Genomic DNA, 26,693 nt, shown 5'->3' with positions numbered 1-26,693 from the left:
AAAGCATGGTGGAATCAACCAAGTTTGCCGAATTTCGCCGCGCCCGGAGGGTATGGGCGGTCGCCGCCATTCATGGCGAGGATGGGCGGCTGGCCGATCTTCACGAGCGCCTCAAAGAGGGTCTGGAAGCTGGCGACAGGCTGGTTTACCTCGGCAATTTCCTCGGCCGCGGCAATGGCGTCCGTGCGGTCGTCGACGAGCTGCTGTCGTTTCGCGGCCAATTCCTCGCCCGTCCCCGGGCCCACGTGTGCGATATCGCCTATCTCCGCGGCAGCCAGGAGGAGATGTGGCAGAAACTGTTGCAGCTGCAGATGGCGCCCAACCCGTGCGAGGTGCTGCCGTGGCTCCTGCACCACGGGGTCGGTGCGACGGTGAAGGCCTATGGTGGGGTCGTCGGCCATGGCGAGGTCGCGGCCCGGGACGGTGCGGTCTCGATCACCCGCTGGACCGCCGGCTTGCGCGAGGCGTTGAACGCCGCGCCCGGCCACGCGCCGTTGATTTCTTCATTGCGCCACGCCGCCTATACCGAGGACGGCAACCTGCTGTTCGTCAATTGCGGTCTCGACCGGTCGCGGCCGCTGTCGGCCCAAGGCGACAGTTTCTGGTGGGGCAGCGGCGGGTTTCAAGACATCGCCGAACCGTTCGAGGGCTATCGGCGGATCGTGCGCGGCTATGACCCGTCCCACGGCGGATTTCAGATCGGTCCGATCAGCGCCACCATCGATGGCGGCTGTGGCTTCGGCGGGCCTTTGACGGCCGCCTGTTTCGAATCCAGCGGCGAATTGGCCGACCGGATCGAAGTCTGAATGACACCCCTCAGGCCGGCGTGGCTCGCTTGCACAACCGGAACGATTGTGCAAGATTTGTGCGCGTGTACGGTACAAAAGGGGGACCCAGCATGAAACCGAACCAATCGGCGAAGCCGAAGCACGGCGTCTCGGACGCCGAGCGCCGTGCGTTTCTGCACAAGGCGGCCAAGGTCGGCGCCGTCACGCCGGTTGCGGTGACCATGATGCTGGCGGCGGGCAGCCGGCAGGCGCACGCCGGCCTCTTGAAATATGTCTGCGATAAGGTTGAGGTGAATTGCGTGCCCTGCTCGACCTGCACGCCATGTGATGTCATCTGCAAGGACTGGTAGCGGTAAGCCCGGATCGCCCGGACTTTGCAGTCACACGTTGCCGGAAGAGCGGGGTCGCATCGAGCCAACGAATAGGGGATAGGCCATGAAGACAAACCAACCGGCCAAAGCACGGCACGACGTCTCGGATGCCGAGCGCCGCGCGTTCCTGCACAAGGCGGCCAAGGTCGGCGTCGTCACGCCGGCGGCGGTGACGATGATGCTGGCGGCGGGCAGCCGACAGTCTAAGGCGGCCCTTTTGAAGTATGTCTGCGAAGACTTGGTGGTGAATTGCGAGCCGTGCTCGACCTGTACACCCTGCGACGCTATCTGCAAGGACTATTAGCGCTACTAACGGATTGCAACCGACGAACGAATAGGGGATCGGCCATGAAAACAAACCAACCGGCCAAGCCGCGGCATGACGTTTCGGGCGCCGAGCGCCGCGCGTTCCTGCACAAGGCGGCCAAGGTCGGCGTCGTCACGCCGGCGGCGGTGACGATGATGCTGGCGGCGGGCAGCCGGCAGTCGAACGCTCTCACTAAGTATATTTGCGAATACCCGAGTGAAGTCTGCGAACCTTGCACACCGTGCGACGCCTACGAGGTGTGCGAGGAATAATTGGTCTCCTCGGTTACGTCCGGCGCGAATTTTTCGACCTAAACCCGCCCGCTCGGGTTCCTTGTCGACGGTCCCGATCGCCGGTCCGTTACCGCGCGTCCACGTTTCGTGACGCCGGTCGGCCCGCCTAAGATCCCGGCTTTCGCGGCGGCACCCCGATGTCCCAGGCGCGGCCGAGGAGGCGGCACAAGCCGAGCCGTTCGTGGCGCCCCCGAATGCCTTCCTCGCCCAGGCGCTCGACGACGAAGCTGTCATCGAGGCCGGCCGCCGTCCGCTCGCTGATCAGGATGCTGACGGTGTCGGTGTCGGCCATATAGTTCCGCGCCAAATCGACCAGCCGGCTCGCCGTGTTCACCGTATCGCCGACCAGGGTGTAGTCGACGCGCGTCGGACCGCCGACATTGCCGACGATCGCGGGTCCGGTATGAATTCCGATTCTGATCCGCACCGGCAATTTGTTCTCCGCCCGGCGGCGGCTGTTGTCCCGTTCAATCGCCGCCACCATCGCGAGTGCCGAGGCGCAGGCGAGTTTGGCCTGATCGGGCTGGATTTCCGGTGCCCCCCAAAATGCCATGACCGAATCGCCGATATACTTGTCGACGGTCCCGTTGTCGTCTTCCACCGCTCCCGTCAGCAACGTGAAATGCTGGTTCAGCAATCCGGCGGTCTGGCCCGGGGTCAGCCCTTCTGCCTGGGTGGTGAACCCGACGATGTCGGTAAACAACACGGTGACCTCGCGCTCTTCCGATTCCAGGCTGGCGACATCGCCTTGCCGGATGAGGCGGCGTACCAGCGACCGCGGGACATAGATCGAGAACGCGCGCAGCCCCGACAGCATCGAGTTGAAGGCGAGTGCCGCCTCGCGCGTTTCGCTGAAACCGCCGCCCTTGATTGCCGGCACGTCGTCGAAATCGAAGTGCCCGACATCCTGAGCCGCCAACGCCAGGCGGTGCACCGGCTTCGCCATGCTGCGGCCGAGGAAGTAGGACAGGATCAAGGCGATGATCAGAACGACGACACCGGCGATCCCGGCATAGAGCAGGCGCTCGAGCCCGGCGAGGAGATCCTCGACCGCGACCGTGGCTCCGATGCGCCACGGAACCTCCCCGTACTCGTCGATGTCGCGGTACAGTACCGCGTATTCGGAACTGCCAAAATCGATGAGGTACCCTTTGGTGTCGCCCTCGAGTCCCGGCAGTTCCGGCGGCGGGTCGCCGATCCAAGTGCGATTGAGAATCGGGTCGCCGACCTCGGGCAGGTCGGGCAGCGGGTTTTCCTCGGACAACTCGATTGCGCCGCCGATCAGGGCGGGGTGAGCGAGCACCTTGTCGTTGCCATAAAGGATGAACACGTTCGCCGTGCGCTTATCGTCGAAGCCTTCCAAATAGGCGGAGAAATCGGAGACGCTGATCGCCGAGAACAGAACTCCCATGAAGACACCGTTTGACTTGACCGGTGCGCGCAGATTGATCAGCGATTGTTCAAGCTCGGGGGACCAGACGACCTCGCCCCAAAACGGCTCGTCGCGTTCGGACATCACGTCGAGGAACGTATCGAATTCAGGGACACCGGCATAGCTGAGTTGATCGATCTCGAAGCCGTCGTCGATCCTCGTAATGCGGAACGCCTGCAGATCGGGTGAAACGAACATCATCGCCGTGACCTGCGGCGTCCCCATCATCGCGGCGATCATAAAATCCGAAAGCCGGACCGGGTCATCGATCGGTATATCGCCCCGGGCGAGCGCTTCGGAGACGAATTTCGATTGCAGCCAGGCCGGCCGCAACTCGCCATCGACCCGGTCCGCCACCGATGCCAGGATCAATTCGGTCTTGTCTCGGATTTGCTCGAACGAGGTCTCGCGCCCGCTATAGAGTCCGAGCGCGAGGACGATCGTCACCGCCACCGCGACAAGAATGCCGAAATTGACCGAAAGCGCGACGCTGATCGGCCAGCCGCCGGCGCGTAGCACTTTTTCGTCGGGCGATTCGTCCCGCGACGCGGCCAGCGGGGTTCGGTCACCGCCGCCCCGCGCGACCATCGCCGGCCGCGCCTCCATGCCCGCGCGATCGGGCCCTGGTCGCGGCTCATCCCACGCCGGTCGCGGGGCGCCTTCACCAGGCGGTTTCGATTCGAGCATCGTGAAAACCGGATTGGCCGATACGACAGTCCGGGTAATCTATAGGCTGAGAGGGCAGCTTGACCAGTGCGGTCGGCGGACCGCGATCGGGAGCGGCGAATGCGATTGGGAGAAATCGGGAGCTTTCCGTCGAAAATCGTCAGTGGCGGTCAAACCGGCGTCGACCGGGCGGCGCTCGATGCCGCGGCGTGTGTCGGCCTCGGCCGCGGCGGCTGGTGTCCGCGCGGACGCCGCGCCGAGGATGGCGAAATCCCGCCCCGCTATCCGTTGCGCGAGGCCCCGGTCGGCGATTATGCCGTGCGCACACGCCTCAACGTGCGCGACAGCGATGCCACGCTGGTCCTGGTCGCCGGCCCGCCCGACCCGGGAACCAGCCTGACGATGGACCTCGCCCGCCGGCTCGGACGCCCGTGGCGCCGGATCGACCTGCGGCGGCCCGCGGCACCGGCGGTGGTGGCGGAATGGCTCCGCGGACACCGTGTCCGGACCCTCAACGTAGCCGGCCCGCGGGAAAGCCGAAGCCCCGGCATCGGCGCCGCTGCCGAGCCTTATCTGGTTCGTGTTCTGCGCGCCGCGGCCAATCGGCAGTGATCGCCGGCTGCGGCCTCAGTCCAGGATTTCGAGCTGATGCGGATGGGTGGCTTCGATCATCGGCCCGTTGTACGACTTGATCCATCCCCGGGCGCGAACCCGATGGCCGGCGAGCGAGGTCAGGTCGATGCCGGCATCCTCGAAGCGGCGCCGCGCGTCGGGAGCCATGGTCACGGTGAAATCGGTCTTCCAGTCGGGCCCGAAGTTCAGGTATGCCCGCCCGCGCACAATCGCGGCATCGAGGACCTGGCCCTCGACCAGCTGGAACGAGCCGACATCCCGCGTCACGCTCGCCGGTGTTCGGATGTCATAATAGGGATGTCCCCAGATCCCACGCCGCGCATCCCGCGCCGTCCGTTCGAGCGCCAGCATGGCGTCGATCGGCCCATCGTTGTCGGCAAAAGTATAGACCCGCGCCAGGCCGTGCTCGAGCATCGTGCCCTGGAGCCAGGTGCCGCCGTCATCGTGGAGGTGCGCCAGCCAACGACCGTGACGGTCGACACGCCGGCCGGTGAAGGAAAGCGAGACCCGCCGGCCGCCGGCAAGATCCTCCATCGCGTCCTTCGCCGCGCCGGCCAGCGGCCAGGCGCGGAACTCGGCGCGGCCCAGCGGCAGCTTGGGCGCCTGGATGCCGACCAGCCGGATCTCGCGGCCATCGGTCAAGACGATTGTATCGCCGTCGATCACCTCGGCGACAACGCCGGGCCGGCGGTCGGGATCGCCGTCCGCGGCGGCGAGCAAAACGCCGACAACGATCACGGCAATGGCGCGGAGCGGGACCATCGCTGTTATATAGAAGACGAGGCGGCGCCCGACCAAGAGCCGTTTTGCATCGCATGAGGACGACCCACGGCAAAATGACCCGGCATTCCCTATACCCGTCCCTGAGACCGCGTAAGACCGGCCACCTGCCACGCGATCACGGCCACGCGGTTTATTGGGAGGAATCGGGTAACCCGGATGGGATTCCGGTGCTGTTCCTGCACGGCGGGCCGGGCGCAGGCACCGCCGCCGTCCATCGCCGATTTTTCGATCCCTCGGCCTATCGTATCCTGCTGTTCGACCAGCGCGGTTGCGGCCGGTCGACGCCATTCGGCGAAACCGCGCACAACACGACCACGGACCTGGTCGGCGATATCGAGGCGTTGCGCGGACATTTCGGTGTCGACCAATGGCTTCTGTTCGGCGGCTCCTGGGGCAGCACGCTGGCGCTGGCCTACGCCGAAAGCCACGCTGATCGCGTGCGCGGCCTGATTCTACGCGGCATCTTTCTCGGCCGCGTGCGCGAGATCGAGTGGTTCCTTTACGGCATGCGGGCGGTTTTTCCAGAGGCGTGGCGGCGGTTCGCGGAGTTCCTGCCGGACGCGGAACGCGACGATCTGCTGGCCGCGTACTATCGCCGCTTGCTCGACCCCGAGGCCGCAATCCATCTGCCGGCGGCGCGGCGGTGGAGCGGTTACGAGACCGCCTGTTCGTCGTTGCTGCCCAAGGGCAAGGGGGGTGGGTCGTCCGCGGCCGAGCCGCCGACCGACGGCCCGCTGACCGCCGGCGACCGCTGGGCCCTGGGCTTGGCGCGGATGGAATCCCACTATTTCGTCAATCGCGTGTTCCTCGACGACGGCGCCCTGTTGGCCGGGGTCGCGGCGATCGAATCGATCCCCGGCGTCATCGTGCAGGGCCGCTACGATATCGTCTGTCCGTTCAAGAACGCCGACGAGCTGGCCGGCGCGTGGCCGGAGGCGGAACTGGTCGTGGTGCCCGACGCCGGCCATTCGGCGCTCGAACCGGGCATCACGTCGGCGTTGGTGGCGGCGACCGAGAAATTCAAGCATTCATGAGCGGGACGATGGGTCGGAAACCGCTGGCCGCCGCTGTCCTCGTCCTGACGGTCGTGGCCTGCGGCCCCGCGCCGGGCGCCGAGAGCCGCATCACCGTCGAAATCCTCAACCATGTCACCGAGGCGGTGCTGACCGCCGTCGATCGCGCCGATTGCCTCTCCGGCACGGCGGCGCTCGACGGCCGCACGGTGCTGATCGAACGCCCGCGTCTGGCGGCCGTGCTCGAGGCGAACCGCGACGGCGCCTGCGCCGAGCGGTCGCCGGCGCTCGGTATCGGGCTCTACCACCTCGCCGGCGGCGAGATCGGCGCGGTCCGGGTCGATTGGGACGCCGACGGCGTGGCCCAACCATCGGCCGACGCCAGCCGGCGCTACAACGCCTGCGTCACCATCGAACGGCTCGTCGAAGAGCCCGGCCCGCGCCTGGTCTTCAACTTCGCGCCCTGCGGTTGAACCATGGTTCCGGTCGAATTCTGGTACGACTTCGCCAGCCCCTATTGCTATCTCGCCGCCATGGGGATCGAAGAGCGGGCGGCGGCGGCCGGGGTCGCGGTGACGTGGCGGCCGTTCCTGCTCGGCCCGATTCTCAAGGCGCGGCCCGGCAACCCGGTGCCGACCCAGAACGCGTCGCCGGCGGAGCGCCGCTACCGCCGCCGCGATGTGACCCGGTTGTGTGCCCGCTTCGGCCTGGCGCTGGTCTGGCCGAGCAACTATCCCCGCGGCAGCCTGGTGGCGACGATTGCCGACGCCGCCGCGTGGGCTCCGGCCTTCGCCCGCGCCGTCTTCCACGCCAATTTCGCCGACGACCGGGATATCGCCGACACCGGCGTGGTGGCCGCGATCCTCGACGGCCTCGGCCTGCCGGCGGCCGATCTCTTGGACCAGGCGGAACAGCCCGCGGCCAAGACGGCGCTCAAGGCGGCGGGCGACCGCGCGGTGGCGCTCGGTATCTTCGGCGCGCCCACCTTCCGCGCCGCCGACGAGCTGTTTTGGGGCCACGACCGCCTCGACCAGGCGCTCGATTGGGCGGCGCGGCCGGAGACGCGGATACCATGACCGGCGGCCTGTGGTGGTGCGGGCGCCGCTAAATCACAATGGCGTCGAAGAACAAGACGATGCTGGTGATGTAGATCGAGACCGCGAAGCCGACCACCGCCACCGCGAAGACGGCGAAGACGAGCCCGGCGAGCACCGCCAGGCCGTCGCGCTCGACCAGGCCGAGGGCGATCACCAGCGCGGCGGCGGCCGGGGGAAAGTTGGTGAACGGCACCGGCAACGACATGGCCAGCGCCAGGACGCAGACGATGCCGGCGGCGAACCGTTCCCAGCCGCCGCGCGCGAACCGCTCCAGCCGCGGGCCGAACCGTGCCTCGATGGCGGTGAGTAGCGGCGCCATGCGGTCGAGGGCGCCGAGCGCGGTCGTCTTCCTGACACCCATGCGGCCGAGCGCGCGGGGCAGCACGGGCACCGGATACCCGGCCACTCCCTGGACCGCGATGAACAGCAGCGGGATGCCGAAGATGCCGCCGACGCCGGGCGGCCCGGGGATGAGGTTGCCGGCCGAGAGTAGGACATAGGCCAGGCCGTAGGCGCGCCCGCGCAGGCCGGCGATCAACGCATCGAGCGTGACCGTCTCGCCGGGCGCGGCTTCGATCGCCGCGCGCAGCACGATCGAGGCATGGGTATCGTAGCGCGGCGTGTCCGGTGTTTCGGGCAGGGCCGGCAGCAGGGGATCGGTTGCGTCCATCACCGGCCATTATCGCCCGCACCGGCCCGCGGGCGAAGGATTTAAACCGGCGCCGGCGGTGTGAGGCGACCGAACATGCGCCTTGACTCGGCGAATCCAGGCGGAGACTGTCGCCCGATTGGAACTTGGCTGGAAGCCGGGGCATGCGCCGCTGGCGCGTGCGTGGCGGGTGGGATACATTTCCCTGCTGCTGGCCCGGCTCTCCGGGCGGCGGTGAAAGGGTAACGCATGCGTATCGCGGCGTTTGGGGAGGCCCTGTATGTATAAGAACGCATACCTGCCGAGTGCGCGCGCGGCGGCGACCGGCCTCCCCATCTTCGTCATCTCGCTCGAAAGGGATGCGGTCCGGCGCCGCCATGTCTACGAAAACATTTTGCCGCGGCTGCCGTCGGCGCGGGTTGTCGACGCCACCGATTACCAGTCGGGCGCGGTCGCGGAATGGCTGGCCCGCAACCCGACAGCGGTCGATCGGTCAAGCTATAAGAAGGTCACGGACTCGAAACTCGCCTGCACGATATCGCATCTTCGCGTGTGGCAAACGATCGTCAAGGAGCGAATCCCGCAGGCGGTCGTATTGGAGGACGACATCGCGGTTCTCGACGACTTCGAGATCGAACTCGCCGCCATCCGGGCTCAAAAGGGTAGCGGCTGCGATTTCGTCCATTTGTATGTCCACCCCCAATTCCACGACGGACTCGCCGTCGGGAGGGCGAAATCGTCGGGGAGCGTGGTCCGGTTCGTCCCGGGCTATGGCCGGTCGGCCTACCTGGTGAGCGGCAATGGAGCGGCGAAGCTGGCGGCCGAGTTTCGGACCGTCGGCGATCACGGCGACATGATGGTGGCGGCATTGGCGGCGCGCGGCGGGATCGTCATGAAATGCGCCAGCGGACGGTTGATCGAAAATTTGGGACAGCTGCGGTCGCGGTATTGGGGTGAAAGGTTTCGCTCCAATGTCTACCCTGGCGGATAGGCGGCTCCGGCCCCGGGCGTCGACGGCCGGCGCCTCTCTCGCGCCGCGGATCGCGGAGCCAGGCACCGTTGACCGTCGCCAGCGGCCGCCCGTTGCGCTATAACCGCCGCCATGCGCCCGTAGCTCAGCCGGATAGAGCACCTGATTCCTAATCAGGGGGTCGCAGGTTCGAGTCCTGCCGGGCGCGCCACGAGCCTTCCCGTTTGCCGAGATGCCGCCGTCGAACTGGGTCGAGCACAGAGGAGGGATGACACGCATGACCAAGTCTGGGATTCTTGTCGCGGGATTGGCGGTGTACGGTTTGTCATTGCTTGGCGGCCCGGCGGCGGCCGAGGATATGGCGTTAACCGTTCCGAACGATGGCGATCCGGTCGTCGTCTATACCAACCGGTTCAAGCCCGAGCATTTCGAGGCCGGCAAGAAGCTGGTTATCGAGGGTTTCAGCAAAGCGATGGCGGATCACGGCAAGGACCGGCTCACCTTTTTCTTGGTCCATGAGGACGCCAGCGAAGTGGTCACCGTCTCGATCTTTTTGAACGGGACCGATGTGGACAGGTGGCACGACGCGATGGGACGGCAAGAAGTGGTGAAGAAACTGAACCCGCTGCGACGCCAACCGCTGATCCTTCAGGAATTCGAGTTCGAAGAGCTCCACGTCGTCGATCCGTAGGAAACGCGAACGCGCGTCGGCGGATAAGGTTCCGGCCCTATTCTGCTCTGTCGTGTCAATCGCAATCGCCTCCGCCCCTATCCTGGCCACCGCCGCCTCGGCACGGCGCCTTTGATGTTGCGCCGTGCGCTGTGGCATAGTCCTGGTCATGGTTGATGGCAAGCACAAGGAATAGGATAGAAAAATGTATCGATTGATTGCTCTCGCATGTGCTTTTGCGTTCTTCTCGATCGGCCCGGCGGCATCCCAGAGCATGGTCACGCAGGCGGTCGCCTATGACGACTTCCGCAATAAGTTCTGCGCCGCCAGCCGCGACTTCGCGCATATTTTCATCGTGCCCATTGCGGTATTCGACGACTACAAGAGCGTCACCTGCAGCGATGGCGAGTCCACGCTCCGGGTGAGCGAACCGGCCGACGATCCGGGCCACAAGGTCTACAACATCGATCCGCCGCACGGGGCGAAGAAGGGCCTGGATTGTGACAGCAAGGCCGATATCGGTATGACGTTTATCGCGATCAATTGTATCCCGGCCGATTTCGAATCCGCCGGCCACAAAAAATCATGACCCGCTGAACGGTCCCCCATCCGCATGGTTGCGCCGGCGGCCGAATGATGATGAAAAGGGGCGCGGACGCTCGGTGCGCCGCTCCCGTCACATCAATTGAGGCTGCAACCATGGACCTCGCCCGCTTTCCCGCCCGCCACGTCCATAACGCCGGTGCGATCCCCGATGCGCCCTATGGCGAGGACGCGCGTCTCATATTCGATGCCGACGGGTTCGCCGGCGCGCGCGCCGAGATCGGGTCCTGGCCCGGCTATGCGCCGACCCCGCTTGTCGAACTGCCGGGACTCGCCGGCCGGTTGGGGATCGGCGAAATCCATTACAAGGACGAGGGCCGGCGCTTCGGCCTCAAGAGCTTCAAGGCGCTGGGCGGGGCCTATGCCGTGCTGCGGGCGCTGCAAGGACATCTCGAACGGAGGCACGGGTTGGCCGGGGTGACGGCCGCGGATCTGATCGCCGGCGCCCACCGCGACCAGGCCGGCGAGGTCACCGTGGCCTGCGCCACCGATGGCAATCACGGCCGTTCGGTCGCCTGGGGTGCCGGCATGTTCGGCGCCCGCTGCACGATCTATTTGCACGCCCATGTCAGCGCATCACGCGAGCGCGAGATCGCCCGCTACGGCGCCACCATGGTGCGGGTCGCCGGCAATTACGACGATTCGGTCCGGCAATGCGCCGCCGACGCCGCCCGCGAGGGCTGGGTGCTGGTCGCCGATACCAATGCCGGCGGCGGCGACCAGTCGGTGCCGATCAACGTCATGCAGGGCTACACGGTCCTGGTCCAGGAATTCCTCGACCAGATCGGCGCCGAGCCGCCGAGCCATGTCTTCGTCCCCGGCGGGGTCGGCGGCATCGCCGCCGCCGTCGCGGCCCATATGTGGCGCACCCTCGGCGCCGGGCGCCCGCGCGTGGTCGTCGTCGAGCCGACCCGCGCCGATTGCATTTTCCGCAGCATCGCCGCCGGCGAACCGACGCCGGTGCCGGGCGATTACGAGACCTTCATGGCCTGCCTGGCGGCGGGAGAAATATCGCCGATCGCATGGCCGGTTTTGGCGCGGGCCGTCGACGATGTCGTCAGCCTGCCCGACGAGGCTGCCGCCGAGACCATGCGAGTCCTGGCTCGCGGCATCGACGGCGACCGCCCCGTGGTCGCCGGTGAATCGGGCGCCGCCGCCTTGGCCGGTCTTATCGCCGCGGCCCAGGACGGCGATCTCGCCGCCGCGCTCGGCCTCGGTGATGCGGCCCGGATCGTCGTTATCGGCAGCGAAGGGGCGACCGACGGCGAGGTATTTGCCGAGGTCGTCGGCGAAACGGCAGAGGCGGTCGACGCCCGCGCCGCCTAAGCGCTCCGTTCAATCCGACGCAGGGGACCCAAGCCGGTGAACGACCGCCGCGACCGTCCCGGCGAGCCGACCGATCGCTTCTACCGCATTGTCGAAGAGGGATTGTGCATCGGCTGCGGGCTGTGCCAGAGCGTCGCCGGGCCGCAGCGCATCCGCATGGTGCTGACCCCGGAGGGGACCGAGCGGCCGGTGGTTGAGGCGCCGCTCGATACGGCGACCGTCGATCGAATCTACGAAACCTGCCCCGGCACCCGGGTCGAGGGGCTTCCGCAAGCGCTTCTCGATCCGGCGGCCGAGATCGATCCGGTGTGGGGCCCTCATTTGCGCATCGTGCGCGCTTTTGCCGCCGATCCCGAAATACGCTTTCGCGCCTCGACCGGCGGCGTTCTCACCGCCTTGGCGATCTATCTGCTCGACAGCGGTCGGGCCGAATTCATCGTCCATGCCAAGGCTTCCACGACCCATCCGACATGGGGCGAGCGGCACCTCAGCTTCGATCGGGCGGAGATCGTGGCGGGCGCCGGATCGCGCTATGGGCCGACGGCGCCGCTCAAGGACTTTCGTGAAATTCTCGACCGCGGCCGACCGTTTGCCTTCATCGGCAAGCCGTGCGATGTCGCCGCGGTGCGCAACCTGGCGCGGTATGACGACCGGGTCGACGCGCTGTGCCGCTATCAGATGGTTCCCGTCTGCGGCGGGTTCATGGAGCCGGTCGGTATGCGCGCGTTCCTTCGTAGTCTGAACATCGCGGAACGGCAGCTCGCCAAGTTCGACTATCGCGGCAACGGCTGTCCGGGACCGACCCGAATCGAGACCACCGATGGGCGTGTGATCGAGAAGAACTATCTCGACATGTGGGGCGAGGACGAAGCCGCGTGGCGGTTACCGTTTCGCTGCAAAATCTGCCCCGACGGTATCGGCGAGGCGGCCGACATCGCCGCCTCCGATACCTGGCCCGGGGGCTCGCCGACCTGGGACGGGCAGGCCGGGGACAAGGGAACCAACGGCGTCGTCGCGCGGACCCGCGCCGGGGCCGAGCTCTTGGCGGCCGCGGCGGCGGCCGGTGCGATTTCGATCGAGTGCGAAATCACCGCCCGCGATATGGACGATTATCAACCGCACCAGGTTCGCAAGAAGCATGCGGCGTGGGCGCGATATGTCGGGCTCAAGGCCGCCGGGCAGCTGGCGCCTGACGCGCGCCGGCTGCGTCTCGTCGAACTTGCCCGCGACAACGGTATCGCCGCCAATCTAGCCCAAGCCAAGGGCACCCGGCGCCGGGCGCGCGAAGGCCGCGCCCGCGAGCCGCGTCCGCGCGCGGCGACCGACTGAGCCGTCGGCGCGGTTCCGGCGCGACTGCCATAGGTTTCATTCGCCGGGTATTTGTCGGTTGGCGCAAACGGCGGCGGTCGGGCATAATCGGCTCGGCTTGACGGCGGAAGAGGACGTGATGGGTGCATTCGACTCGGTCGATTCGTGGGACTACCTGACGTTCGGCGTACTGGTTTTGATCCTCATCGCGTTCATGATGATCTTCATCTATATCGGCGGCCTGCCGGGCAAGATCGCCATGCGGCGGCGCCATCCGCACGCGGAAACGGTCAAGCTGATGGGTTGGATCGGGCTGTTCGCCGTCTTGCCCTGGATCCACGCCTTCATCTGGGCGTTCCACGATTCGCTGACGATCGATGTCCGGCGCTTCCCCAAGGAAGAGGCCAAGGCGATCGATGAGGAGCTGGAGCGTCTCGGTGCCAAGAAGGACGAGCCCAAACCCGAGGCCAGCGCCTAATATTCCGGGCAGAGAACGTTCATGGTCGTCGTCCTTCTCATCACCTTCTTTTACGGCGCCTTCGTTTGGCTGATCTTCTTCAAGCTCAAGCTGCTCAAATTCAACATCGTGTGGGGCATCGTCTCGTTCTGGGTCGGCTTCCACCTGATGCTGGTCATCGTCATCATGCTGCGCTTTTTTCAGCCCTATACCATCGACGCCCATATCATCCGCCACACCATCCAGCTCGTGCCGCGGCTGCCCCACCCGACCACACTGGAGGAAGTCGTGGTCGAGGCCAATGTGCCGGTCGAGAAGGGCGACCCGCTGTTCCGCTTTGACCGCACGCTATACGAGGCCCAGGTGCTCGAGGCCGAGGCGCAGCTCGAGGCGGCCAAGCAGAACGTCCTCATCCTTGAGGCCGACGTCGTCGAGGCCGAACAAGGCGTGGTCCTTGCCGCGGCCAATCTGGCCTTCGCCGAGGCGCAGCAGGCGCGGTTCGCCAAATTGGCGCGGCAAGGTGCGGCGCGGCAGGAGGACCTCGATCGCTGGAACGACGAGCTCGATAGCCGTCAGGCCCAGCTCAAACAGGCCGAAGCCAATCTGGTGAAGACGAAGGTCGCCCTCGATTCCGAGGTCGACGGCGTGAACACCGGCGTCGCCCAGGCCGAGGCCCAGCTGGCGCAGGCGAAATACTATCTCGAGCAGACGACCATCTATGCCCCCGAAGACGGCTTCATCACCAACCTGCAGGCGCGGCCCGGCCTCGTCGTCGGCATCCTCCGCGTCGGCGCCATTGCCAGCTTCGTTTCGCACGAGGCGCCGTATCTTTTGGCCTCGTTCTATCAGGAGCATCTGAAGTTCGTCGAAACCGGTCAACCGGTCGAGGTGGCGCTCGACATCTATCCCGGGGTGATCCTCGACGGTGTCGTCGACAACGTTTGGTGGGCGACCGGCCAGGGCCAGTACAAGCCGTCCGGGGATATTCCGATGTTCCTGTTCCCCAAGCCGCAGGGGCGGTTCGCGGTGCAGATCCGCATCGACAATCTCCACCAGGTCAATCTCCCGGCCGGCGCCCACGGCGCGGCCGCCATCTATACCGGCAAGGGGACGCAGACCGATCCCCTGCGGCGTATTGGCATTCGCCTCTATACGTGGGCAAACTACCTCTATCCGCTGGACTTCATCTAGATACGAGGGGGCGTTGCCTATTCGATCTGCTGCGCGCCCACCCCGCCCCATGACGCCGTCGCGGCCGATCCGCGCGGCAGGGTTGGGGCTGGTACTGTCGACGATCGCGGGGTGTACCGTGGTCGGCCCCGATTTCGAGCGCCCGCAGGCGCCGACGACGGAGACCTGGATCGATGCCGACGAGGCCGGCGACAAGGACAAAGTCGACCCGCGCGACGAGCCGGTCACCGAGTGGTGGACCCTGTTCGACGACCCGGTGCTCAACGATCTCATCGAGACCGCCTATGCGCAGAACCTGACCTTGCGCACGGCGGGCATTCGCATCTTCGCGGCGCGCGCCCAGCTCGGCATCGTCGTCGGCGAACAGTATCCCCAGCAACAATCGGTCGGCACCGATTTCAAGCACGAGAAGATCAGCGAGAATGTCGGCATCCTGCGCGAGATCTCCTCGGTGGTTCCGCTCAACGACACGTTCAGCCGCTGGCAATTGGGCTTCGACGCCGGCTGGGAGCTCGATATCTGGGGTCAGTTTCGCCGCGGCATCGAGGCCGCCGACGCCAACCTGGTGGCACAGATCGCCAATTACGACGACGTCATCGTCACACTGACCGGCGACGTCGCCGGCACCTATGTCAACATCCGCACCATCGAGCAACGGCTCGTCGATGCCCACGAAAACGTCAAGCTTCAGGAAGAAGGATTGAGAATCGCGCGGGCGCGGTTCCGCAACGGGGTCGCGACCGAACTCGATGTCGACGAGGCGACGACGCTGCTCAACAACACCCGGGCGACGATTCCCCAGCTCGAGATCGCGCTCCGCCAGTCGAAGAATGCGCTCAGCGTCCTGCTCGGCATGCCGCCGGGCGATCTCGGCCGGATCCTCGTCGAACCGGGCACGATCCCGGTGCCGCCGCCCGACGTCGGCGTCGGCGTGCCCGCCGATCTGCTGCGCCGCCGGCCCGATATCCGCGCTGCCGAACTGCAAGCGGCGGCGCAAAGCGCCCAGATCGGCATCGCCGAGGCCGACCTCTATCCGGCGTTTACGCTGTCCGGCTCGGTCGGCTTCGAGGCCAGCGATTTCGCCGAGTTGTTCACCGGCAACAGCTTCACCGGATTCATCAATCCCGGGGTGTCGTGGAACATCTTCAATTACGGGCGCATCAAGAACAACGTCAGGGTCCAGGACGCGGTGTTCCAGGAACTGCTGGTGAACTACCAAAACACCGTTCTCAATGCCTACCTCGAAGTGGAGAACGCGCTTGTCGCCTTCCTGCAAGCGCAACGGCAGGCCCAGTACCTGGCGGTGAGCGCGGCGGCGGCGGCGCACTCGGTGGGTCTCGCGCTGCTCCAATATCAGGAAGGCACGGCGGACTACACGCGAGTCCTGAACACGCAGAATGCGCTGGTCAACGCCCAGGACCGGCTGACCGCGACCAAGGGCGAGATCGTCGCCAACCTGATCGCGGTCTACAAGGCGTTGGGCGGCGGTTGGCAGATCCGTGCCGGCCATCCGTTCCTGCCCGAGGCGACCAAGGAAGAAATGCGGCGGCGCACCGACTGGGGCGATATCCTTGGCCCCCAGGCGATTCCCGAAATGGACGAATCCTTGGACCCGCCGCCGTCACCGGAGCCGCCGACCTTCTTCACCCGGACCCCGGATTGGTAGGGAACCATCCGGCGAATGCGGTTCGCGCCGCTTCTTCGACCGGCGCCAGGCGCGCCATTGTTCGGTCATCACGACCGGGAACAGGGCGAGGCATATCGCAGTCCTGTGGCCGAGGCGCCGCGGTTCCGCGACGAAGCGCCACAGCCACTCGAAACCGACCCGACTGACCCATGCCGGCGGCCGCCTTCGCCTACCCGCGATGATATCGACCGCGGCGCCGATGCTCAGATAGGCCGCGCGCGGTAGGTCGGCCAGGTTGTCGTGAACCCAGATCTCGCGGACCGGTGCGCCCAACCCGACGATCACGATGTCGGGTCGGCACGCCGTGATGAAGGACCGGGCGTCGCGATCGGCCGCGGTTCCGATCTCAAAACCCATGGGTGGCGCGTAAATGCCGGCGATGACGAGGCCGGGAAATCGGCCTACCAGACGCCGCGCTGCACGGGTCAAGGTGGCGAAGGTGGCGCCGAAGAGAAAGACCGAGCGGCCTTGAGCGGCGGCCTTGCGGCACAGCGGCTCCCACAGGTCGGCGCCCGACGCCCGCGCCGGCAGGCGAAAGGCTGCGAAGCGGCTGCCCCAGACGACCGGCATGCCGTCGGCCAACCGCATATCGGCGGCACGGATCGCGTGATCGAAGGCCGGCAGCGTGCGGCAGAAATGGAGCGAGTATAGATTTGGCGTGACGACGTGGATCTTGCTGCCGCGGTTCAGACAATCCATGATCCGGTCGCTCGCGCCTTCGACGTCGAGGATGTCGAAATCCAACCCGAATACCTTCGTCCGGCGAACGGCGTCGCCGCAATCCGTTGAGACCGAGGCGGCTATTGGTGATGGGTCCGGCATGACGGTCGACAATAAAGCGATTTCCGGCGACGCGCAGCAACCACCGGCGGCGACGACCGTTTGCATTATTTCACCTGGCGGGATCCTTGGCCGCGGCGGCATCGCGCGATTGGTTCGCTACGAGGTCGACGCCTGGGACGCCGGTTCGAATTACCGGTTATGGATTGTCGATTCCTATGGGCCGCGTATGCGCTTCGCGGCGATGCCGTTTCATTACCTATATGCCGTAATGCGCGTTCTGGCCGGCTTTCGGCGTTGCAGATTATTCCACGTTCATATGGCGACCCATGGCAGCAGCCTGCGCGAGGGATCGTTCGTCTGGCTGGCGCGGCTGCTGGGACGGCCGGTCGTATTGCATCTGCACGGATCGGCGTTCGCCGGCTTCGACGATTGGCTGCCCCGGCCCGGTCGTTGGATGTTGCGGCGACTGCTCAACGGCGCCGGCCGGGTCATCGTCATCGGCCAGGCACTGAAGCGGGAAGCGACCGACCGATTCGGCGTCCCCTCGGATCGCATCACGATCATTCCCAACGCGGTCCCGGATTTGGCGGAAAATGATGATTCCGGAACTGTGACGAGCTGCCGCATCACCTACTTGGGGCGACTGGAGGCGAAAAAAGGCACCCCCGACCTGCTCGCGGCCCTGTCCGACACGTGCCTCGCCGAGCTCGCGTGGGAAGCCGTGCTCGCCGGACCCGGTCCGCTCGAGCCCTGGCGGCGCGAGGTCGACACGCGGGGCCTCGACGGCCGGGTTCGCATCCTCGCCTGGCAGGAGTTGGATCAGGTCCGCCGGCTGCTCGCCGGGACCGATATATTCGTGCTGCCATCCCATGGCGAGGTCCAGTCGATCGCCCTCCTCGAAGCGATGGCGGCGGGCTGCGCGGTGGTGGCGACACCGGTCGGCGCCGTTCCGGAGGCGATTATCGACGAAGAATGTGGGCTCCTGGTCGCGGTCGGAGACGCAGCGGCGCTCGCCAGTGCCCTGCGCCGTCTGGTCATCGATCCCGGACTGCGCACCCGACTCGGCGGCAACGCCCGACAGCGGCAGCAGACGCGGTTTGGCATTGGGCGGCATTGTGCCGAGATCGTCCGGACCTACGATCGACTTTTGGCCGACGAAAAAGTGGAGAGCGTTCAGTAGGCGCCGTCGGCGGAAAGGACGGCGCGCGGGGTCTTGAGCAACACCGACAGATCCAGCGCCGGAGTGAAACCCTTGGCGTAATCGAGATCAAATCGGACCCGGTCGCGAAACGACAGCAGGCTCCGTCCCGAAACCTGCCACGGTCCGGTCAGGCCGGGTACGACTTTTAGAATGTCCTTCGCGACGCCGGTCAGGGTGGCGGCCTCGTCCGGGGTGTAGGGCCGTGGTCCGACCAGCGTCATCTCGCCGCGGAGGACATGGATCAGTTGCGGCAGTTCATCGAGGCTGTAGCGCCGCAGAAATTGGCCGAGCCGCGTCCGACGCGGATCGTCGCGCAGCTTGCGGAAGCGGGCGAACTCCGCTCGAGCGCGGGCGCAGTCCGCCAAATGGGCGGCGAGGACGTCGTCGGCACGAACCTGCATGGTGCGGAATTTAAGCATCCCGAAGGCGTCACCCCGGTGCCCCATCCTGCCGCTTCGGATGATCGCCGGTCCCTTGCTTTCGAGCCGGATAGCGATGGCGATCACCGCCATCGGCAGGGCCAGAACAATCAACAATAGCAACGCGGCGGCGACGTCGACGGCGCGTTTCGCCGGCCACGCACGGCGATATAGCGGCAACCCCCTATGGTGAGCCGATTCGATCGCGGCCACATCCATGGCCGAGACGGTCAGTCCAGCCTTGTCGTCGTAATCGTGGAAAAATCCGTCCATGATGACCATTCGGGTTGCCTGCAGGGGAGCCGACCGGAGCATGGTAGTCTTCCCGGCTATTGTAGCAATGTTGTAGCGATGAACGTCTGGAATGCAATAGTCCGTATCGGCTACCGAGCCGCCTATCGCGCGGCCACATGCTGGGCGTTCGTCACCCGTCCCGAAAAACGGTGCGTGACGGTGATCGTCCGCTGCGATCGAAATGTCCTGGTGGTACGGCCTTCCTATCGCCGTCGCTCGGCCCCTCCCGGCGGTTATGTCGGACGCGGTGAGGACGCGGCCGATGCCGCCGCCCGGGAACTGTCGGAGGAGACGGGAATCCGAGCCGATCCCGCGGCATTACGCTATCTCGGCAGTGAACGGGTGACCGCCAATTATCGCCGGCTGCACCATATGGTCTTCGCCCTCGACCTCGATGACATTCCGGCATTGCGGGTCGACGGGCGCGAGATCGTGCGGGCCGAGTTCGTGCCGTGGGAAACCGCGTTCCCCAACGGTCTGCCGCCGTTGGACAGCGACCTACCGCCTGATCGATCGACGCCGTGATCGAGATCGGCCGCTGGTGCCGGTCGAGCGCTACCTTTCTCCCCACAGCCACTCGCCGCTGCCGCCTGTTGGATGGCAGCAATAGTTGACAATTGTCACGTCCTCGATCTCGCCGAGAAGGCGAGAATCAATCGGGGCGTTGTTGTCGAGAAAGAAGACCAAGACCATCTCATCGGCGGTCTTCGAAATCGACCTGATGTTGATGCCGGGTATGGCACCGTCCTCCGAAAGAATGGTGCCCTTCATTGTCACTCCGGGGCCGAAATTTCCGGCCCCCTCCTTCCATGTCGATTCGATACGATCCGCGGAAATGTAGTTCTCGAGCTTGAACGGCGATTCGCCGATCTCAAGGACGTGGTCGATGTCGTCCTTCTCCAAACTAATGACGTAGTCTTCACCATGCTTCCGTATTTCACCTTCATCCGCGACCACGACATAGAGGAAGGGCGGCGTGCCGTTCTCGGCCGTCGCGCACAAAGGAAACGCCAGCAAAAGCAAGGCGCCAACGAGACCTGCAATACCAAAACGTCGTTTCGTCATATTGATGCTCCATTCAATCGATAGGGCATGTCCAATCGGCGGTCGGGACGCCGCACTCGTCGCCCCTTTGATATGATTTTCGGATGGGTGTCCGTGCTGTTGAGAGCATGCTGGGGCATTTCTGTCCGCGTTGCAATCAACCCGCGACACGAAACCGGCGAGCAAATGGTGGCCACGACCTGACCGTGGCCGAATTTGCCACAGCTCTGCCACATCGACGGCCCATAGGGTACTGGACCCGGCTCCTCAGTTTGCGTAGGGGTGCTCGCGTCGCGGCCCAATGAAAGCGAGGAAAGTCTCAGTGTTTGACCGTTCCGATACGGCGGGACTCGTCTTGAGTCGGCGCACGTCGACCGATGCGGTCCATTTTGCGGTGCCGCCGAGGGCGGTATCCGCCCGGGGTCGGAACCGGAAATGATCGTCGACGCACAGGATCTCGAGCCGGATGCCGCCGTTCTCGGCCCGGCGGATGTGTGCATCGCGGGCGCCGGCGCGGCCGGTATCACGATCGCGCGGGAATTGGCCAAGGCCCAGCGCCGCGTGATCCTGCTCGAAGCCGGATCGATGGAGATCTCCGGCCGTTCCCAAGACATTTATGCCGGCGAGAATGCGGGCGAACCCTACTTGCCACTCGATACCTGCCGACTGCGGTATTTCGGCGGGTCGACGAATCACTGGGGCGGTTGGTGCCGCGAACTCGACAGCGACGTCTTCGAGTCTAGGGCCAATGTCGCAGTTAGCGGTTGGCCGATCCCGCAATTGGCGCTGCGGCGCCACTTGGACGAGGCGGCCCGCATCCTGGAGATCGAACCGCCGCCGCCGAATGTCGCGATGCCGGGCTCGTCGGGCGACTTCGAAAACGCGCACTGGTCCTTCAGTCCGTACGTAGCCTTCGGGGCGAAATACGGCCAAGAACTTGCCGATTCGGAGCATGTCACCGTTATCCTGAACGCCAACCTCGTCGATATCCCGATCGACCCGGACAACGGCGCCGTTCGCGGCTTCGCCGTTCGCGGCTACGGGGCGGCCGCACCGACAATGGACATCCGGGCCGACCGCTTTGTGCTGGCCTGCGGCGGGATCGAAAACGCCCGAATTCTCTTGAACGCGAACCGTCAAGCCGTGGACGGAATCGGCAATCGGCACGATCTTGTGGGCCGGTACTTCAGCGATCACCTTCACTTCGACATCGGCCTGTATGTCGATCTCTCCGATTGGCTCGGCCGGCAACGCCGGTTCGTGATGCCGTCGCGCGCCTTCAAGCAACGCAGCGGGATATTGTCGTCCGCGATCATCGCCGAAGTCCTCGACGAGACCGCCTACCATCATGCCGCACGGTCGGAAATCACCCATGAACTCTGCCGGGCGGCACCCGAATTGGCACGTTGGATCTATGGCGGCCAGGGCCGCGAGTGCCGGGCCGGCTTGCTCCGCATCATGACCGAGCAGGCGCCCAATCCGGCCAGCCGCGTCATGCTGTCGGACGATCGGGATGAGTTCGGTTTGCGGCGCGTGCGGCTGCAATGGCGCCGCCTCCCAATCGACCGGCGGACACTGAGCGAGCCGGCGATCGCTCTCGGCGCATATTACGCGCGGTCCAACCTGGGCCGCATCAAGATCTACGATTGGGTGCTCGACGGGGACGCCGAATTTCCCGATGACGACCTGATCGGCGGATCGCACCACATGGGAACAACCCGCATGGCGGTGTCCCCCCGCGACGGCGTGGTGGACCCCGATTGCCGGGTCTTCGACACGCCCAACCTGTTCATCGCCGGATCGAGCGTGTTCCCGACCTTCGGCGTGGCCAACCCGACCCTGTCGATCGTGCAGCTTTCCTTGCGTTTGGCCGAGCATCTGCGTGACCGGGCATGAGGTCCGGCCGGACCGGTCCGCCGAAAAACGTGACCGCCCGGCCCGGTCGCGCTATCAAGGTGGGCACGGTCGCTCCCGCCGGGGCACGGACAGCACCCTGATAGGGGGAAACGATGCGATGACCAGTTCCATTTTTTCCGCCGCGGTGGCGCGACGTCGGGTCTTGCAAGCCTTCGCCGCCCTGACGCTGGTCGCGATTTCGCCGGTTTCGCGGCCGGCGCGCAGCGACGGCGCGCTTGTGGTCGTCGACGGCTGGATTCTGCGTCGAGAGGACATAGACCGAACCACCCTTTAGACCGGGTAAGGCGCCACGATCGGTGATACCGGGGGCGCGGAGTGCACGCCTTTCGCCTGGCCTAATCCCCCGGCCCCTCCGCGCTACCGGATCATGTAGGTCTTGCGGACCGTCTCGTGGACGCGGCAGGTCAAACGCGGTCGCGCGGTGTCACGGGAGGTCGAAGATCGCGACCACGGGCGCGTGATAGGACCCCGATCGCGGTGTCGAAGTGCGGCATTCGTCGCTGAGATCGGCGTTGTGCACTTCGGCGCGGAGGAAATGAGCATGGAGCGCTTCGCTGACCAGGATATGGTCGAACATCACCTTGCGGCCGTCATGCAGCAGGGAAAAGCGATGCTCGTCGGAAAGCCGCTCTTCGATCGCGATCAGGCGCCGCGCCGCCAAGTCCGGGGTGCCGACATCCTCCGGCGCGGCCGCGAGAATCCGCAACGGCACCTCGGAAAGCTCGGCGTTGCAATCGCCACAGACGGCGATCAGGGCATCGCGGTCGCTATCGAGCAGCCGTTCGGCATAGAGGCGCGCCTCGAGCGCCTGGCCGCCGCGTTTGAGGGCGGCGAGATAGTAACCCTCGGCCCACGCACCGCTGTCGCTCCACGACGAGGCTCCGGCCTTCGCGTCGCCGACCGGGGCCGCCAAGGGGGCACGGAGATGAAGGTTCAGAACATGCAGCGTTCGGCCGCCGGGGTGCGGAATTTCGGCACACAGGATGGGCCGGTCCCATCGAATCGGCAATGCCGGTTCGGCCGCGGCCATGGCCGGCCGATAGACAGGGGCGGTCACGATGTCGTGGTGGATCTGGCGTTCGGTGCCGATTTCCCAGCGGCTCAGGACGACCAAGTTGTGGACGTCGGCATAGCCCCCGCCGACCGGCGATCGGGTCGCGGCGCGATGGTAGTTCGCATACGGGGTGCCCTGGAGTAGTCGGTCGAGGGCGCGGAGTTCGCGCGGTTCGCCACGCCGGGGGCGCGACGGATGTTGCGCGTTGACTTCCTGCAGGCACAGAATATCGGCCGAGACCTGCACCAGGTGGCGGCGCAGCAGGGCGAAGCGGTGTTCGCTGTGCCGGTTGCCGGCTTCGATATCGAGGTTTTCCAGATTGTACGTCGCCAGCCGCATCGGCCGCTCTTCCATGCTGCTGCCGGGTCGTCTCGGCCCGGCGTCCGATGCCTTCCTAGCGGTAACCGATGGCGCCGGATTTGACATGAATCAATGAGCCGCCGCAGTGGCGGTGTGCACTATGATCCCGGTGGCGCGGCCGGGTTTCAATGTCGTCCAGGATGGGTTCGTGATGAGGAAGACGATAACTTGGGTCGTGGTTGCCAACGGCACGAAGGCGCGGGTGCTCGAGAACACGGGCCCCGGCCGCGGCCTAGTCGAGGTGGAGGACGGAGTCTTCGCGGGCCCCAACCGGCCGGACCGGGAGGTGGTCAGCGACCGGCCCGGACGCACCTTCGATTCTCACGGCGTCGGGCGCCACGCCAAGCAACCGCGCAGCGATCCGGCGCGCCACGAGCGGCACGCGTTTCTGCGCGGGGTTGCCGATTGGCTCGACAAGGCGTGTGCGGAAGGTCGCTGTGACCGCATTGTCGTCGTCGCCGCGCCGCATGCCCTCGGCGGGCTCCGCGCGGAGTTGTCGCCGCAGACGCGGGCCAAGGTTGTCGGCGATTTGGACAAGGATCTTGTCGCCGCTCCGGCCGCGGCGATCGTCGATGCGTTAGACGGGATCGTCCTGTTATAGGCCTGCACTGCGGCACGCCGTTGTGATCCGGAAAAAACCAGCCGCGCCGTGGCACATCGGGTCGGTCGACGATGTCCTTCGCCGCCTCGACAGCGGTCGGGACGGTCTGTCCCGGGCCGAGATCGATTCGCGCCGCGCGCAATATGGCGCCAACGTGCTGCCGCCCCCCGCGCGTCCGGGCCTCGCCGCGCTGTTCGTCAGACAGTTCCGCAATCCGTTGGTCTATCTGTTGCTGGCTGCGACGGCGGTATCGTTGTTCATCGACCAGGTTCTCGACGCGATCTTCATATTCGCGGTTCTGCTGATCAATGCGCTGATCGGCGCCGCCCAGGAATGGCAAGCGCAGAAGAGCGCCGCCGAACTCGACCATCTGATCAGACATCGTTCGATTGTGCGACGAGACGATGCCTGGATCGAAATCTCGGCGCACGAGATCGTGCCCGGCGATATCGTGCGGCTGGAAAGCGGCGAGCAGGTGGCCGCCGATTTGCGGTTGTTGTCGAGCAAGGGCCTGTTGATCGATGAGTCGCTGTTGACCGGCGAATCGGTCTCGGTCGACAAGAACGCCGGCGCGGACCTGGCCGCTGATGTCGCGGTGGCGGACCGGGCGAACATGGTCTTTGCGGGAACGACGATCGCCGCCGGTCGCGGGCGGGGGATCGTCGTCGCTACCGGACAAGCCACCGAGATCGGCCGCATCGCCGAATCGCTGCGAGCCGCCGACACGACACCGCCACCGCTGTTGCGCCAACTGGACCGCCTGGGGCGGGTCATCGGCGCGATAACGGTCGTGCTGATTCTCGCCATCGCTGTCGCATTGTTCGCCCAGGGGGCGACCCTGGCTTCGGTTTTCCTGATTGCGATCGCGCTCGCGGTGGCCGCCATTCCAGAGGGGCTGCCGGTTGCCATCACGGTCGCCCTGACTGTCGCGGTCAAGCGGATGCAGCGGCGGCGGGTTATCGTCCGGTCGCTGCCGGCGGTCGAGGGCTTGGGCGCCTGCACTTTGATCGCCAGCGATAAGACCGGGACGCTGACCTGCAATCAATTGACGGTGAAGGTGGCTCTGCCATTTTGCGATGGTGTGCCCGACGCCGCCGTCGACATTCCCGGTCAGGGTTACGAAGTCGACGAGGCGCTGCTGCCGCATCGCCCACCGAACCCGGCGGGCGACTATTCGCGCCTTCGTCCGATGGCGGAGAGCGTGGCGCTTTGCAACGAGGCCGCGCTGCGGTTTACCGAAAACGGCGCCGAGCATCTCGGCGACACCGTGGACGTGGCGTTTCTGGTCTTTGCCGCGAAATTGGGCATCGATCTCGACCGCTGGCGCGCAGCTTGGCGTGACGTCGCGGTGATCCCCTACGAGCCGGAGCGCCGCTTTGCGGCCGTCATGTCGGCGCGGCGGGACGGCGCCGCCGACACTGCCATCATCGCTCATGTAAAAGGGGCCGCGGAAACCCTGGTTCCGATGTGCGGCGTCGTCGACCAGCAACGCATATTGGCCGAGGCCGATCGGCTCGCTGAGGCGGGTTACCGCGTTCTCGCGGTCGCTTCCGGACCGGTCGATGCGGCCACCGCGGCGATGGCTCCGGAAAGGGCCCTCCATGACTTGCGGCTTCTCGGTCTCGTCGGCCTGATTGATCCGGTCCGGCCCGAGGTGCCGGCGGCGGTGACGCGCTGCCGCGACGCCGGCATTTCGGTGCGCATGATCACCGGCGACCATCCGGCAACTGCGCTGGCCGTGGCGCGCGAGCTCGGCATTGCGGCCTCGGCGGACGACGTTGCCGGCGAACCGGAGCTCAGGAAACATGCGCCCGGCTCGACGGGGTTCGCTGACATCGTGGCGCGCAGGCGCGTGTTCGCCCGCGTCGACCCGGTTCAGAAGCTGGCCATCGTCGAGGCGCTTCAAGGCGCCGGCCATGTGGTTGCGGTGACCGGCGACGGCGTCAATGACGCGCCGGCCCTCCATGCGGCCGATATCGGGGTGGCGATGGGACGCGGTGGAACCGACGTGGCGCGAAGCGCCGCCGACCTTGTTCTTGCCGACGACAATTTCGCGTCCATCGTCGCCGGCATCGAAGAGGGGCGAATTGCTTATGACAATATTCGCAAGCTGATCTATTTGCTGATTGCCACCGGCCTCGGCGAGATCGTGCTGTTCGTTCTCGCCATCTTGTTCGGCCTGCCACCGCCCCTGTTCGCGGTTCAACTGCTGTGGTTGAATTTGGTCACCAACGGGATTCAGGACGTGGCGCTGGCCTTCGAGAAGGGCGAGCCGGCGATTGGGCTGCGCCGGCCGCGGCCCCGTCACGAGGCGCTGTTCGACCGGCGGATGATCGCTCAGGTCGTCGTCGCCGGGGCGTATATGGGGGCGATGAGCTTCGTTGCATTCGCCTGGTTTCTGAGCCAGGGAATGGTGGTTGAGATCGCTCGGAATCTCGTCCTGCTGCTGATGGTGCTGTTCGAGAACGCCCACGCCTTGAACGCGCGCTCGGAACGCCGATCCGTCTTTCGAATTCCCCTGGCGGCGAATTGGTTTCTACTGATCGCAATCGTCAGCGCCCAGGGTCTGCACGTCGTGGCGATGTTCCTGCCCGGACTGTCGTCCGTCCTTCGTATTGCTCCAGTGGGCGTCTTCGACTGGGTTGTCGTCGCGGTCATCGCCGCCTCGTTGATCCTGATCATGGAGGCCTACAAACGGGCGGCCCGCCGGTGGTTCGAAGATTGATCGCAGGAATCCGAAGCCAGGCAATCGACAGCACCTCGCTTTTTCGATATC

At 65.8% G+C, this 26,693-nt stretch carries 29 protein-coding genes and 1 tRNA gene; 23 read left to right on the top strand and 7 right to left on the bottom strand.

Going from position 1 to position 26,693, the window contains the following annotated elements; all coding sequences use genetic code 11:
- Positions 1–5: 5 nt before the first annotated feature.
- From GY791_10850 to GY791_10835, 4 genes are all read left to right on the top strand, one after another.
- Entirely contained in the window at positions 6–806 is an 801-nt protein-coding gene (locus GY791_10850; protein ID MCP4328920.1) for a hypothetical protein, read from the top strand.
- Between the two features lie 92 nt (positions 807–898).
- Entirely contained in the window at positions 899–1,138 is a 240-nt protein-coding gene (locus GY791_10845) for a hypothetical protein (protein ID MCP4328919.1), read from the top strand.
- A gap of 85 nt (positions 1,139–1,223) precedes the next feature.
- Positions 1,224–1,463, top strand: a complete 240-nt coding sequence (locus GY791_10840) for a hypothetical protein (GenBank protein MCP4328918.1) — start codon at positions 1,224–1,226, stop codon at positions 1,461–1,463.
- 44 nt (positions 1,464–1,507) lie between these two features.
- Positions 1,508–1,738, top strand: a complete 231-nt coding sequence (locus GY791_10835; protein MCP4328917.1) for a hypothetical protein — start codon at positions 1,508–1,510, stop codon at positions 1,736–1,738.
- A 127-nt stretch (positions 1,739–1,865) separates the two neighbouring features.
- On the opposite strand, the gene GY791_10830 is transcribed toward GY791_10835, so the two are convergent.
- Positions 1,866–3,797, bottom strand: coding sequence for a hypothetical protein (locus GY791_10830; protein ID MCP4328916.1), 1,932 nt, complete (start codon positions 3,795–3,797; stop codon positions 1,866–1,868).
- A gap of 180 nt (positions 3,798–3,977) precedes the next feature.
- Between GY791_10830 and GY791_10825 the strand changes: the two genes are divergently transcribed.
- The gene (locus tag GY791_10825; protein ID MCP4328915.1) at positions 3,978–4,469 is read left to right on the top strand and encodes a molybdenum cofactor carrier; all 492 of its coding nucleotides are present in this window, start codon (positions 3,978–3,980) and stop codon (positions 4,467–4,469) included.
- 15 nt (positions 4,470–4,484) lie between these two features.
- On the opposite strand, the gene GY791_10820 is transcribed toward GY791_10825, so the two are convergent.
- Entirely contained in the window at positions 4,485–5,252 is a 768-nt protein-coding gene (locus tag GY791_10820) for a thermonuclease family protein (GenBank protein ID MCP4328914.1), read from the bottom strand.
- Positions 5,253–5,326: 74 nt separating this feature from the next.
- On the opposite strand from GY791_10820, the gene pip reads away from it, so the two are divergent.
- The 3 genes from pip to GY791_10805 are packed head-to-tail and all read left to right on the top strand — an operon-like array spanning position 5,327 to position 7,362.
- A complete protein-coding gene (gene pip / locus GY791_10815; protein ID MCP4328913.1) occupies positions 5,327–6,307 on the top strand; it encodes a prolyl aminopeptidase in 981 nt (326 codons plus the stop codon).
- An 8-nt stretch (positions 6,308–6,315) separates the two neighbouring features.
- A complete protein-coding gene (locus tag GY791_10810) occupies positions 6,316–6,759 on the top strand; it encodes a hypothetical protein (protein MCP4328912.1) in 444 nt (147 codons plus the stop codon).
- Between the two features lie 3 nt (positions 6,760–6,762).
- Complete coding sequence (locus tag GY791_10805; protein ID MCP4328911.1) at positions 6,763–7,362, top strand: 2-hydroxychromene-2-carboxylate isomerase; 600 nt, start codon at positions 6,763–6,765, stop codon at positions 7,360–7,362.
- A 28-nt stretch (positions 7,363–7,390) separates the two neighbouring features.
- Here GY791_10805 and GY791_10800 read toward each other — a convergent pair whose 3' ends face one another.
- Positions 7,391–8,056 carry an exopolysaccharide biosynthesis protein gene (locus GY791_10800; protein ID MCP4328910.1) on the bottom strand — a complete coding sequence of 222 codons (666 nt, stop codon included), beginning with the start codon at positions 8,054–8,056 and terminating at the stop codon, positions 7,391–7,393.
- A gap of 256 nt (positions 8,057–8,312) precedes the next feature.
- On the opposite strand from GY791_10800, the gene GY791_10795 reads away from it, so the two are divergent.
- The 9 genes from GY791_10795 (at position 8,313) to GY791_10755 (ending at position 16,223) form a co-directional block, all read left to right on the top strand.
- Positions 8,313–9,023 (top strand): glycosyltransferase family 25 protein, encoded by a 711-nt coding sequence (locus GY791_10795; protein MCP4328909.1) that lies wholly within the window; start codon positions 8,313–8,315, stop codon positions 9,021–9,023.
- A 113-nt stretch (positions 9,024–9,136) separates the two neighbouring features.
- Positions 9,137–9,213 (top strand) — tRNA-Arg (locus GY791_10790).
- Positions 9,214–9,279: 66 nt separating this feature from the next.
- Positions 9,280–9,693 (top strand): hypothetical protein, encoded by a 414-nt coding sequence (locus tag GY791_10785; GenBank protein MCP4328908.1) that lies wholly within the window; start codon positions 9,280–9,282, stop codon positions 9,691–9,693.
- 184 nt (positions 9,694–9,877) lie between these two features.
- On the top strand, positions 9,878–10,261 hold the full coding sequence (locus GY791_10780; GenBank protein ID MCP4328907.1) for a hypothetical protein: 384 nt from the start codon (positions 9,878–9,880) through the stop codon (positions 10,259–10,261).
- Positions 10,262–10,371: 110 nt separating this feature from the next.
- Positions 10,372–11,601: a diaminopropionate ammonia-lyase gene (locus tag GY791_10775; protein ID MCP4328906.1), complete on the top strand. Its 1,230-nt coding sequence runs from the start codon at positions 10,372–10,374 to the stop codon at positions 11,599–11,601.
- A gap of 156 nt (positions 11,602–11,757) precedes the next feature.
- On the top strand, positions 11,758–12,930 hold the full coding sequence (locus GY791_10770) for a coenzyme F420 hydrogenase (protein ID MCP4328905.1): 1,173 nt from the start codon (positions 11,758–11,760) through the stop codon (positions 12,928–12,930).
- Between the two features lie 118 nt (positions 12,931–13,048).
- Positions 13,049–13,387, top strand: coding sequence for a DUF3302 domain-containing protein (locus GY791_10765; GenBank protein MCP4328904.1), 339 nt, complete (start codon positions 13,049–13,051; stop codon positions 13,385–13,387).
- A gap of 21 nt (positions 13,388–13,408) precedes the next feature.
- A complete protein-coding gene (locus tag GY791_10760) occupies positions 13,409–14,557 on the top strand; it encodes an HlyD family secretion protein (GenBank protein MCP4328903.1) in 1,149 nt (382 codons plus the stop codon).
- A gap of 49 nt (positions 14,558–14,606) precedes the next feature.
- The gene (locus GY791_10755) at positions 14,607–16,223 is read left to right on the top strand and encodes an efflux transporter outer membrane subunit (GenBank protein ID MCP4328902.1); all 1,617 of its coding nucleotides are present in this window, start codon (positions 14,607–14,609) and stop codon (positions 16,221–16,223) included.
- On the opposite strand, the gene GY791_10750 is transcribed toward GY791_10755, so the two are convergent.
- Positions 16,179–16,988 carry a WecB/TagA/CpsF family glycosyltransferase gene (locus GY791_10750; GenBank protein MCP4328901.1) on the bottom strand — a complete coding sequence of 270 codons (810 nt, stop codon included), beginning with the start codon at positions 16,986–16,988 and terminating at the stop codon, positions 16,179–16,181. The two genes, GY791_10755 and GY791_10750, sit on opposite strands and share 45 nt — an antisense overlap.
- 76 nt (positions 16,989–17,064) lie before the next feature.
- On the opposite strand from GY791_10750, the gene GY791_10745 reads away from it, so the two are divergent.
- Entirely contained in the window at positions 17,065–18,207 is a 1,143-nt protein-coding gene (locus GY791_10745) for a glycosyltransferase family 4 protein (protein MCP4328900.1), read from the top strand.
- Here the strand turns inward: GY791_10745 and GY791_10740 are convergent.
- Entirely contained in the window at positions 18,201–18,962 is a 762-nt protein-coding gene (locus tag GY791_10740) for a sugar transferase (GenBank protein ID MCP4328899.1), read from the bottom strand. The two genes, GY791_10745 and GY791_10740, sit on opposite strands and share 7 nt — an antisense overlap.
- A gap of 36 nt (positions 18,963–18,998) precedes the next feature.
- Here GY791_10740 and GY791_10735 point away from each other — a divergent pair, with 36 nt between their 5' ends.
- Positions 18,999–19,466, top strand: coding sequence for an NUDIX hydrolase (locus GY791_10735; GenBank protein MCP4328898.1), 468 nt, complete (start codon positions 18,999–19,001; stop codon positions 19,464–19,466).
- Positions 19,467–19,496: 30 nt separating this feature from the next.
- Here GY791_10735 and GY791_10730 read toward each other — a convergent pair whose 3' ends face one another.
- Entirely contained in the window at positions 19,497–20,006 is a 510-nt protein-coding gene (locus GY791_10730) for a hypothetical protein (protein ID MCP4328897.1), read from the bottom strand.
- A 414-nt stretch (positions 20,007–20,420) separates the two neighbouring features.
- Between GY791_10730 and GY791_10725 the strand changes: the two genes are divergently transcribed.
- Positions 20,421–21,881, top strand: coding sequence for a GMC family oxidoreductase (locus GY791_10725; GenBank protein ID MCP4328896.1), 1,461 nt, complete (start codon positions 20,421–20,423; stop codon positions 21,879–21,881).
- Positions 21,882–21,999: 118 nt separating this feature from the next.
- The gene (locus GY791_10720) at positions 22,000–22,176 is read left to right on the top strand and encodes a hypothetical protein (GenBank protein MCP4328895.1); all 177 of its coding nucleotides are present in this window, start codon (positions 22,000–22,002) and stop codon (positions 22,174–22,176) included.
- Positions 22,177–22,326: 150 nt separating this feature from the next.
- On the opposite strand, the gene GY791_10715 is transcribed toward GY791_10720, so the two are convergent.
- On the bottom strand, positions 22,327–23,310 hold the full coding sequence (locus GY791_10715) for an endonuclease (protein MCP4328894.1): 984 nt from the start codon (positions 23,308–23,310) through the stop codon (positions 22,327–22,329).
- A 91-nt stretch (positions 23,311–23,401) separates the two neighbouring features.
- Here GY791_10715 and GY791_10710 point away from each other — a divergent pair, with 91 nt between their 5' ends.
- Positions 23,402–23,917, top strand: a complete 516-nt coding sequence (locus GY791_10710) for a host attachment protein (GenBank protein MCP4328893.1) — start codon at positions 23,402–23,404, stop codon at positions 23,915–23,917.
- 7 nt (positions 23,918–23,924) lie between these two features.
- Complete coding sequence (locus GY791_10705) at positions 23,925–26,642, top strand: cation-transporting P-type ATPase (protein ID MCP4328892.1); 2,718 nt, start codon at positions 23,925–23,927, stop codon at positions 26,640–26,642.
- Positions 26,643–26,693: the final 51 nt, after the last annotated feature.

Source organism: Alphaproteobacteria bacterium, from assembly GCA_024244705.1.
Classification (GTDB): domain Bacteria; phylum Pseudomonadota; class Alphaproteobacteria; order JAAEOK01; family JAAEOK01; genus JAAEOK01.
Note: the sequence above shows the minus strand (reverse complement) of the source record. Positions and strands in the feature narration are given on the sequence as shown.

Bases quoted from the DNA above. Each gene is read 5' to 3' on its own strand.
- GY791_10825 (MCP4328915.1), top strand. From the start codon at position 3,978: ATGCGATTGGGAGAAATCGGGAGCTTTCCGTCGAAAATCGTCAGTGGC.
- GY791_10745 (MCP4328900.1), top strand. From the start codon at position 17,065: ATGACGGTCGACAATAAAGCGATTTCCGGCGACGCGCAGCAACCACCG.
- GY791_10850 (MCP4328920.1), top strand. From the start codon at position 6: ATGGTGGAATCAACCAAGTTTGCCGAATTTCGCCGCGCCCGGAGGGTA.
- GY791_10740 (MCP4328899.1), bottom strand. From the start codon at position 18,962: ATGCTCCGGTCGGCTCCCCTGCAGGCAACCCGAATGGTCATCATGGAC.
- GY791_10820 (MCP4328914.1), bottom strand. From the start codon at position 5,252: ATGGTCCCGCTCCGCGCCATTGCCGTGATCGTTGTCGGCGTTTTGCTC.
- GY791_10830 (MCP4328916.1), bottom strand. From the start codon at position 3,797: ATGGAGGCGCGGCCGGCGATGGTCGCGCGGGGCGGCGGTGACCGAACC.
- GY791_10780 (MCP4328907.1), top strand. From the start codon at position 9,878: ATGTATCGATTGATTGCTCTCGCATGTGCTTTTGCGTTCTTCTCGATC.
- GY791_10775 (MCP4328906.1), top strand. From the start codon at position 10,372: ATGGACCTCGCCCGCTTTCCCGCCCGCCACGTCCATAACGCCGGTGCG.
- GY791_10840 (MCP4328918.1), top strand. From the start codon at position 1,224: ATGAAGACAAACCAACCGGCCAAAGCACGGCACGACGTCTCGGATGCC.
- GY791_10730 (MCP4328897.1), bottom strand. From the start codon at position 20,006: ATGACGAAACGACGTTTTGGTATTGCAGGTCTCGTTGGCGCCTTGCTT.
- GY791_10785 (MCP4328908.1), top strand. From the start codon at position 9,280: ATGACCAAGTCTGGGATTCTTGTCGCGGGATTGGCGGTGTACGGTTTG.
- GY791_10795 (MCP4328909.1), top strand. From the start codon at position 8,313: ATGTATAAGAACGCATACCTGCCGAGTGCGCGCGCGGCGGCGACCGGC.
- GY791_10760 (MCP4328903.1), top strand. From the start codon at position 13,409: ATGGTCGTCGTCCTTCTCATCACCTTCTTTTACGGCGCCTTCGTTTGG.
- GY791_10845 (MCP4328919.1), top strand. From the start codon at position 899: ATGAAACCGAACCAATCGGCGAAGCCGAAGCACGGCGTCTCGGACGCC.
- pip (MCP4328913.1), top strand. From the start codon at position 5,327: ATGACCCGGCATTCCCTATACCCGTCCCTGAGACCGCGTAAGACCGGC.
- GY791_10770 (MCP4328905.1), top strand. From the start codon at position 11,758: ATGGTGCTGACCCCGGAGGGGACCGAGCGGCCGGTGGTTGAGGCGCCG.
- GY791_10810 (MCP4328912.1), top strand. From the start codon at position 6,316: ATGGGTCGGAAACCGCTGGCCGCCGCTGTCCTCGTCCTGACGGTCGTG.
- GY791_10725 (MCP4328896.1), top strand. From the start codon at position 20,421: ATGATCGTCGACGCACAGGATCTCGAGCCGGATGCCGCCGTTCTCGGC.
- GY791_10765 (MCP4328904.1), top strand. From the start codon at position 13,049: ATGGGTGCATTCGACTCGGTCGATTCGTGGGACTACCTGACGTTCGGC.
- GY791_10805 (MCP4328911.1), top strand. From the start codon at position 6,763: ATGGTTCCGGTCGAATTCTGGTACGACTTCGCCAGCCCCTATTGCTAT.
- GY791_10735 (MCP4328898.1), top strand. From the start codon at position 18,999: ATGAACGTCTGGAATGCAATAGTCCGTATCGGCTACCGAGCCGCCTAT.
- GY791_10835 (MCP4328917.1), top strand. From the start codon at position 1,508: ATGAAAACAAACCAACCGGCCAAGCCGCGGCATGACGTTTCGGGCGCC.
- GY791_10715 (MCP4328894.1), bottom strand. From the start codon at position 23,310: ATGGAAGAGCGGCCGATGCGGCTGGCGACGTACAATCTGGAAAACCTC.
- GY791_10720 (MCP4328895.1), top strand. From the start codon at position 22,000: ATGACCAGTTCCATTTTTTCCGCCGCGGTGGCGCGACGTCGGGTCTTG.
- GY791_10755 (MCP4328902.1), top strand. From the start codon at position 14,607: ATGACGCCGTCGCGGCCGATCCGCGCGGCAGGGTTGGGGCTGGTACTG.